General features: G+C 63.2%; 11 protein-coding genes. All 11 read left to right on the forward strand.

Features of this window, described 5'->3' with window-relative positions:
- The coding region (locus tag AB3X43_RS12025) for a BMP family ABC transporter substrate-binding protein (RefSeq protein WP_369430090.1) at positions 1 to 1,060 on the forward strand (1,060 nt) is incomplete at its 5' end.
- Positions 1,061 to 1,212: 152 nt separating this feature from the next.
- Positions 1,213 to 1,641, forward strand: coding sequence for a 50S ribosomal protein L13 (gene rplM / locus AB3X43_RS12030; protein WP_179632797.1), 429 nt, complete (start codon positions 1,213 to 1,215; stop codon positions 1,639 to 1,641).
- Between the two features lie 9 nt (positions 1,642 to 1,650).
- On the forward strand, positions 1,651 to 2,043 hold the full coding sequence (rpsI, locus tag AB3X43_RS12035) for a 30S ribosomal protein S9 (protein ID WP_179632796.1): 393 nt from the start codon (positions 1,651 to 1,653) through the stop codon (positions 2,041 to 2,043).
- Between the two features lie 217 nt (positions 2,044 to 2,260).
- Complete coding sequence (locus AB3X43_RS12040; protein ID WP_369430091.1) at positions 2,261 to 2,908, forward strand: DUF6776 family protein; 648 nt, start codon at positions 2,261 to 2,263, stop codon at positions 2,906 to 2,908.
- A gap of 71 nt (positions 2,909 to 2,979) precedes the next feature.
- Positions 2,980 to 3,414: a bactofilin family protein gene (locus AB3X43_RS12045; protein WP_369430093.1), complete on the forward strand. Its 435-nt coding sequence runs from the start codon at positions 2,980 to 2,982 to the stop codon at positions 3,412 to 3,414.
- A 35-nt stretch (positions 3,415 to 3,449) separates the two neighbouring features.
- Positions 3,450 to 3,824, forward strand: a complete 375-nt coding sequence (erpA, locus tag AB3X43_RS12050) for an iron-sulfur cluster insertion protein ErpA (protein WP_369430094.1) — start codon at positions 3,450 to 3,452, stop codon at positions 3,822 to 3,824.
- 166 nt (positions 3,825 to 3,990) lie between these two features.
- Positions 3,991 to 4,839, forward strand: a complete 849-nt coding sequence (locus tag AB3X43_RS12055) for an ABC transporter ATP-binding protein (protein WP_369430096.1) — start codon at positions 3,991 to 3,993, stop codon at positions 4,837 to 4,839.
- A gap of 14 nt (positions 4,840 to 4,853) precedes the next feature.
- A complete protein-coding gene (mlaE, locus tag AB3X43_RS12060) occupies positions 4,854 to 5,624 on the forward strand; it encodes a lipid asymmetry maintenance ABC transporter permease subunit MlaE (RefSeq protein ID WP_473965114.1) in 771 nt (256 codons plus the stop codon).
- A gap of 28 nt (positions 5,625 to 5,652) precedes the next feature.
- Complete coding sequence (gene mlaD, locus AB3X43_RS12065; RefSeq protein ID WP_369430098.1) at positions 5,653 to 6,135, forward strand: outer membrane lipid asymmetry maintenance protein MlaD; 483 nt, start codon at positions 5,653 to 5,655, stop codon at positions 6,133 to 6,135.
- A gap of 14 nt (positions 6,136 to 6,149) precedes the next feature.
- Entirely contained in the window at positions 6,150 to 6,890 is a 741-nt protein-coding gene (locus AB3X43_RS12070; RefSeq protein WP_369430100.1) for an MlaA family lipoprotein, read from the forward strand.
- Positions 6,891 to 6,962: 72 nt separating this feature from the next.
- A partial coding sequence (locus tag AB3X43_RS12075) for an MlaC/ttg2D family ABC transporter substrate-binding protein (protein WP_369430101.1) occupies positions 6,963 to 7,551 on the forward strand: 589 nt, incomplete at its 3' end.

Genomic DNA, 7,551 nt, shown 5'->3' on the forward strand with positions numbered 1-7,551 from the left:
ACCTGCCGCAGCCCCCGCTTCCGCGCCTGCCGCTGAAGCCCCCAAGAAGCCCGAGCCGCTCAAGGTCGCCTTCGCCTACGTCGGCCCGGTCGGCGACGCCGGCTGGACCTTCGCCCACGACAGCGCCCGCAAGGCCGTCGAGGCCGAGTTCGGCGACAAGATCGTCACCTCCTTCGTCGAGAACGTGCCCGAGTCCGCCGACGCCGAGCGCGTCATGCGCGACCTGGTCGGCCAGGGCAACAAGCTGGTCTTCGGCACCACCTTCGGCTACATGGAGCCGATGCTCAAGGTCGCCGCGGACACGCCGGACGTCAAGTTCGAGCACGCCACCGGCTACAAGTCGGCGCCGAACATGCGCACGTATGACAGCCGCACCTACGAGGGCGCGTACATGGCGGGTGTCATCGCCGGTTCGATGACCAAGTCGAACACGCTGGGCGTGGTCGGCTCGATCCCCATCCCCGAGGTGATCCGCAACATCAACTCGTTCACGCTGGGCGCGCAGAGCGTCAATCCGAAGATCAAGACCAAGGTGGTCTGGGTCAACAAGTGGTTCGATCCGCCGAAGGAAGGCGAGGGCGCCGGCAGCTTGATCTCGGGCGGCGCCGACGTGCTGTTCCAGAACACCGACTCCAGCGCCGTGCTGCAGAAGGCCGAGGAAAAGGGCAAGTTCGCCTTCGGCTGGGACTCGGACATGAGCAAGTTCGGCCCGAACGCGCACCTGGCCTCGTCGGTCATCAACTGGGCGCCGTACTACAAGAAGGCGATCAAGGACACGCTGGATGGCACCTGGACCACCGGTGGCGTGTGGTGGGGCGTGAAGGAAGGTGCGATCGACATCGTGTCCATCTCCGACAAGGTGCCCGCCGAGGTCAAGGACAAGCTGGCCAAGGTCAAGGCCGGCTTGACCGACGGCAGCTTCGTGATCTGGAAGGGTCCGATCGTCGGGCAGGACGGCAAGGAAATCCTGAAGAAGGACGCCGTCGCCGACGACAAGTTCATGTCGGGCATCAACTTCTACGTCAAGGGCGTCGAAGGCAAGGTACCGAGCGGCAACTGAGCCTTGTTGTGCTACAGTCGTGGGCTTTTCCGCCCACGGCTGCGCGGACAAAGGGATGGTCAACATCCACGAAGACCCGAGAGGCTGCACTCACAAGCAGCGCCGAGGGCTTCGCTCAGCAGCCAGCAAACCGAACTGCAAAGAGATTTGCCATGAAGACTTTCAGCGCCAAGCCGGCCGAAGTCGTGCATGACTGGTTTGTGATTGACGCGACAGACAAGATTCTCGGACGGGTGGCCAGCGAAGTCGCCCTCCGCCTGCGCGGCAAGCACAAGGCAATCTACACGCCTCACGTGGACACCGGTGACTTCATCGTCATCGTCAACGCGGACAAGATCCGTGTCACGGGCAACAAGGCCGAACAGAAGGTGTACTACCGTCACTCGGGTCATCCGGGCGGTATCTACGGCACCAAGTTCAAGGACATGCAAGCCAAGCACCCTGGCCGCGCCATCGAGAAGGCCGTCAAGGGCATGCTCCCGAAGGGTCCGCTGGGCTACGCGATGATCAAGAAGCTGAAGGTCTATGCCGGTGGTGAACACCCGCACGCCGCTCAGCAGCCCAAGTCGCTGGACATCTAAGGAGCCGTCATGATTGGTGATTGGAACTATGGCACGGGCCGTCGCAAGTCGTCGGTCGCGCGTGTCTTCATCAAGAAGGGCTCCGGCCTGATCACGGTCAACGGCAAGTCGGTCGAAGAGTACTTCGGCCGCCAGACCTCGATCATGATCGTCAAGCAGCCGCTGTTCCTGACCAACAATGTCGAAACCTTCGACATCAAGGTCAACGTGCATGGCGGCGGCGAGTCTGGTCAAGCGGGTGCGGTGCGTCACGGTGTGACCCGCGCGCTGATCGACTATGACGCGACGCTCAAGCCCGAACTGAGCCACGCCGGCTTCGTGACGCGCGATGCGCGTGAAGTCGAGCGGAAGAAGGTCGGTCTGCACGGCGCCCGTCGTCGGAAGCAGTTCAGCAAGCGCTGATCAATCTTCGCGATCTCGGCGATTCAAAGGGCGCGACGGCGCCCCGCGAACAAGGGTCACCTCAGGGTGGCCCTTTTTGTTGGTGTATCGTGTGAGAAGTGTGTCAATTTCCACAAAGGATGCGTCGGCTCGTATCGAAGCTGCTCAAGCTATGCGATGGAAACTTCTGCGCCGACGCTGGTCGGTGAGTGCGCCGCGGGTCACGGTTCGCAGCCGGATGCCGTGGCCGCTGCGCTGGCTGCTGCTGGCACTCATGATGGGCTGCTCGGCAGCGCTGGCGCTGTGGGTGTTCGAGTTCGGCAAGGAAATCACCGGTCTGGACCACGATGCCCGGACCGAGCTGGTCAGCTTGCGTGAAGAGATCGCGCGTCTGCGCGAGGAACACGACCGGGCGGTGTCGGTGGCCAATACCGCCGACAGCCTGCTCAAGGCAGCGCAGGCCACGCAGGAAAGCCTCGCTGCAAGGGTGAAGTCGCTGGAGGCCGAAAACCTCGCGATGACACGGGATCTGGGATTTTTCGAAAAACTCATGCCGTCGCGTGATGACGGCAAGCCGCTGGCCATTCGTGGCCTGCAGACCAGGCTCGACGGACCGGGGCGGCTGCGTTATCTGGCCCTGCTGATGCAGGCGGTTGGTCAGTCTGGTGAGCTCAAGGGCCGCTACGACCTGACAATCACGGGAACCCAGGAGGGCCATCCATGGACGCAGACCGTGACCAAGGCAAGTCAGTCGTTCGAAATGAAACAGTACCAGCGCCTGGAAGGCGTGGTCGATCTGCCGTCCGGGGTCGTGGTAAAACAACTGGAAATCAAGGTTCTGGATGCTTCAGGGAAGCTGCAGGCATCCGAGGTGGCCCGGATGTGAGCCTTGTCGTCTTCGGTCCACGGCCCTCTTCGCCATTGCGGCAAACCACTTTTCATTCAGGACAACAATCCATGTTCGGCTCCAAGAAACAGCCCGCCATCCGCAGCCTGATCGGTGAAGGTACCGTGATCCAGGGAACCTTGCGATTCAGCGACGGTCTGCGCATCGATGGCGAGATTCAGGGTGACGTGGTCGCCAGCGCCAACGACACCAGCATTCTGGTGATCAGCGAGAAAGCCAAGGTCACCGGCACGGTCAAGGCCGGGCATGTCATCATCAATGGAACCGTCATTGGCCCTGTCGAGTCGAACCACTTGCTGGAGCTGCAACCCAAGGCGCATATCCAGGGCGATGTCGTCTACGAGGCACTCGAAATGCACCAGGGTGCTACCATTGAAGGCGCTTTGCACCGCATCTCCTCTGGGGGCGCCGGCAGGAGTTCCGGATCGGCCGCCTTGGAGGACAAGCCCTCTCTGAAGCTGCTGGCCACGGGCAATGACAAATAAATAATCCACTGTACGAACGCTAACCGGAGTTGCCCATGAGCGCCGTCGCCGAAACCATCGACACCACTGCCTTCGACATGCCTGCCCCGATCATCTTCACCGACAGCGCAGCTGCCAAGGTGGCTGATCTGGTCGCGGAAGAGGGCAACCCTGACCTCAAGCTGCGCGTGTTCGTGCAGGGCGGTGGCTGCTCAGGCTTTCAATACGGATTCACGTTCGACGAAATCGTGAACGACGACGACACCGAGATGCACAAGAACGGTGTGACGCTGCTGATCGATGCGATGAGCCTGCAGTACCTGACGGGTGCCAAGATCGACTACAAGGAAGACTTGCAGGGTTCGCAGTTCGTCATCCAGAACCCCAACGCGACCACGACATGTGGCTGCGGATCGAGCTTTTCGACCTGATCTGACGCAGTCGTCATGCCCATATGGCCGCCTTCGGGCGGCTTTGTCGTTTGCATGCAGTTTGGACGGATCAACGCTTCTTCAAACCGATCCCCGTGCTTTCCCCTATCATCGCCGGCAGTACCACGGCCTTCGTGGATTGAATCCACCGCTTGCACCATCGCCCGTGCCTCCTGCATCGCCTCTCGCATCTCCCGTTGCCGCTTCTGCTTCGTCGCTCGTCGAGTTACGTGGTGTGACCTGTGGCTATGGTGACCGCATCATCCTGAAGGATGTGAACCTGACGGTGCCGAGAGGCGCGGTCGTGGCATTCATGGGTACCTCTGGTGGAGGCAAGACGACGGTGCTGCGGCTGATTGGTCGCCAGTTGGATGCGCTGTCGGGGCAGGTGCTGTTCGATGGCACGGATGTGGCTGGCCTCGACCGCAGCGGGCTGATGGCGATGCGCCGACGCATGGGCATGCTGTTCCAGTTCGGTGCGCTGTTCACCGACCTGTCGGTGTTCGACAACGTGGCGTTCCCGCTGCGCGAGCACACCGACCTGACCGAGGCCATGGTGCGCGATCTGGTGCTGATGAAGCTCAATGCCGTGGGCCTGCGCGGTGCACGCGATCTGATGCCGAGCCAGATCTCTGGCGGCATGAGCCGGCGCGTGGCACTGGCCCGGGCGATTGCGCTGGATCCGGATCTGATCATGTACGACGAGCCCTTCGCGGGGCTCGACCCGATCTCGATGGGTGTGGCGGCGCGTCTGATCCGCGAGCTGAACGATGCGCTGGGAGTGACCAGCATCGTCGTGTCGCACGACGTGGACGAGACGTTCTCGATCGCCGACCACGTGGTGTTCATCGCCAATGGTGGCATCGCTGCGCAGGGAACGCCCGACGAGTTGCGCCGGACCGACGATCCGCTGGTGCGGCAGTTCGTCGATGCTGCTCCGGATGGTCCGGTGCGCTTCCACTACCCGGCGACCTCGGTCGGCGAGGACTTCGGCCTGCGTGGAGGCGCACGATGAGCGGTCTCGCGGACATGCTGTCGGCGATCGGGCAGTCGGTGCGGGTCCGTCTGACCGGCATCGGCGAGGCCACGCGCCTGATGGGCCGCCTGGTGGCCTTGATGCCCGCGGCGCTGGCCCGTTTCCGGCTGGTCGCCGACCAGATCTTCTTTCTGGGCAATTACTCGCTGGCCATCATCTCGGTGTCGGGGTTGTTCGTCGGCTTCGTGCTCGGGTTGCAGGGCTATTACACGCTGCAGCGCTATGGCTCGTCCGAAGCACTCGGTCTGCTGGTGGCGCTGTCGCTGGTGCGGGAACTCGGCCCGGTGGTGACGGCGCTGCTCTTCGCCGGGCGGGCGGGCACCGCGCTCACAGCCGAGATCGGTCTGATGAAGTCGGGCGAGCAACTCGCCGCGATGGAAATGATGGCTGTCGATCCCGTGCTGCGGGTGCTCGCACCGCGCTTCCTGGGTGGGCTGATCGCCATGCCGCTGCTGGCGGCGGTGTTCAGCGCCGTGGGCATCATGGGCGGCTGGCTGGTCGGCGTGATGCTGATCGGGGTCGATGCCGGGGCGTTCTGGTCGCAGATGCAGAGCGGTGTCGATGTGTTCAAGGATGTCGGCAACGGCGTCGTCAAGAGCATGGTGTTCGGCCTGACGGTGACCTTCGTGGCGTTGTTGCAGGGGTATTTCTGCCAGCCGACCCCCGAGGGTGTGGCGCGTGCGACGACCCGCACCGTGGTGATGTCCTCGCTGGCCGTGCTGGGGCTGGACTTCGTGCTCACCGCGCTGATGTTCTCGATCTGAATCTGAACTCGTAGCAGAGGAAAACAACATGCAGAAATCCCGTCATGACCTCTGGGTGGGCTTGTTCGTGCTGGTCGGTGCAGCGGCGCTGCTGTTCCTGGCGCTCAAGGCGGGTAACCTGCTCAGCCTGTCGTTCGAACCGGTGTACCGGGTGTCCGCACGCTTTGACAACATCGGTGGCCTGAAGGCCCGCGCGGCGGTCAAGAGTGCTGGTGTCGTGGTCGGCCGGGTCACGCGCATCAGCTTCGACGACAAGTCGTTCCAGGCAACGGTGGAGATGGAGATGGAGCAGCGCTATGCCTTTCCCAAGGACAGCTCGGTCAAGATCCTCACGGCGGGCCTGCTCGGCGAGCAGTACCTGGGCATCGAGCCCGGCGCGTCCGACAAGACGCTCCTGGCAGGCGACGTGATCACGCAGACGCAGTCGGCGGTGGTGCTGGAGACGCTGATCAGCCAGTTCCTCTTCAACAAGGCAGCCGACGCGAGCAACGCGCCGGCCGGCAAACCATGAGGCGGTCTGCGTTGGTGCTCCTGTGCAGTGTGGTGCTGCTGGCAGGGTGCGCGACGGCGCAGCGTCCGGATCCGCTGGAGCCGTTGAACCGCAAGGTATTTGCCTTCAACGAGGCGGTCGACAAGGTGGCGCTCAAGCCGGCAGCGCAGGTCTATGAGGCCGTGCTGCCTGTGTCGGTGCAGCTGGTGGTGTCGAATTTCTTTGGCAACGTGCGGGACGCCTGGTCGGCCGTGAACCTGTTCCTGCAGGGGCGGTTCGCGGATGGCTTCAGCGATGTGATGCGCTTCGGCACGAACACGGTGTTCGGCTTTGGTGGCGTGATGGACATCGCCACGGAGCTTGGCTTCGAGCGCCACGGAGAAGACTTCGGCCAGACGCTCGGGCGCTGGGGTGTGCCCAGCGGCGCCTACATCGTCTGGCCCATCCTCGGCCCGTCCACGGTGCGCGACTCGATCGGGCTGCCGGTGGACCTGAAGGCGTCCCCTGAAGCGCTGGTGTCCGTCTCGGTGACGCGCAACACGATGACTGGCGTCCGCCTGGTCAGCACCAGGGCCGGGTTGTTGTCCGCCACCAAGCTGATCGACGACATCGCGCTGGACAAGTACGCCTTCGTGCGCAATGCCTATCTGCAGCGCCGCCGCAGCCTTGTCTACGATGGCAACCCGCCGGATGAAGAAGACGTCGACTCGATGGGCGCTGCTGCTGCGCCTGCACCGGCGGATTCGGCCGCGTCCGCGCCGGCTCCAAAACCCTGATGACAACCGGGCACGTTCCCGGGACGTTGAAGAACCACTGCCCGCCTCCGGGTGGTCGTTGAAAGGAACTCCATGTTGAAAAGCCGCTGGACCTCGCTGATCGCCACCGCCGCACTGGTGCTGGTCACCGCCGTCGCCCACGCCCAGACCGCACCAGATGCCTGGATCAAGCAGATCTCGGGTGAGGTGATCGAATCCGTCAAGACCGACAAGGCCATCCAGGCAGGCGACACCAAGAAGATCATGACGCTGGTGGACGCCAAGATCCTGCCCAATGTCAACTTCCTGCGCATGACGTCGGCGGCAGTCGGGCGCTACTGGCGCCAGGCCACGCCTGAACAGCAGACCCGTCTGCAGGAAGAATTCAAGACGCTGCTGGTGCGCACCTATGCGGGTGCGCTGACGCAGGTGAAGGACCAATCGGTTGAACTCAAGCCGCTGCGCGCCCGCCCGGAAGACACCGAGGTGCTGGTGCGTTCCGAGGTCAAGGGCAAGGGCGACCCGATCCAGCTGGACTACCGCGTGGAGAAGACTGGCGACAGCTGGAAGATCTACGACGTGAACGTGCTGGGTGTCTGGCTGGTCGAGACCTACCGGGCCAGCTTCGCGCAGGAGATCTCGGCGTCGGGCATCGACGGTCTGATCACCAAGCTCACCGAGA

It is taken from the genome of Sphaerotilus sp. (assembly GCF_041083715.1).
Taxonomy (GTDB): domain Bacteria; phylum Pseudomonadota; class Gammaproteobacteria; order Burkholderiales; family Burkholderiaceae_C; genus Sphaerotilus.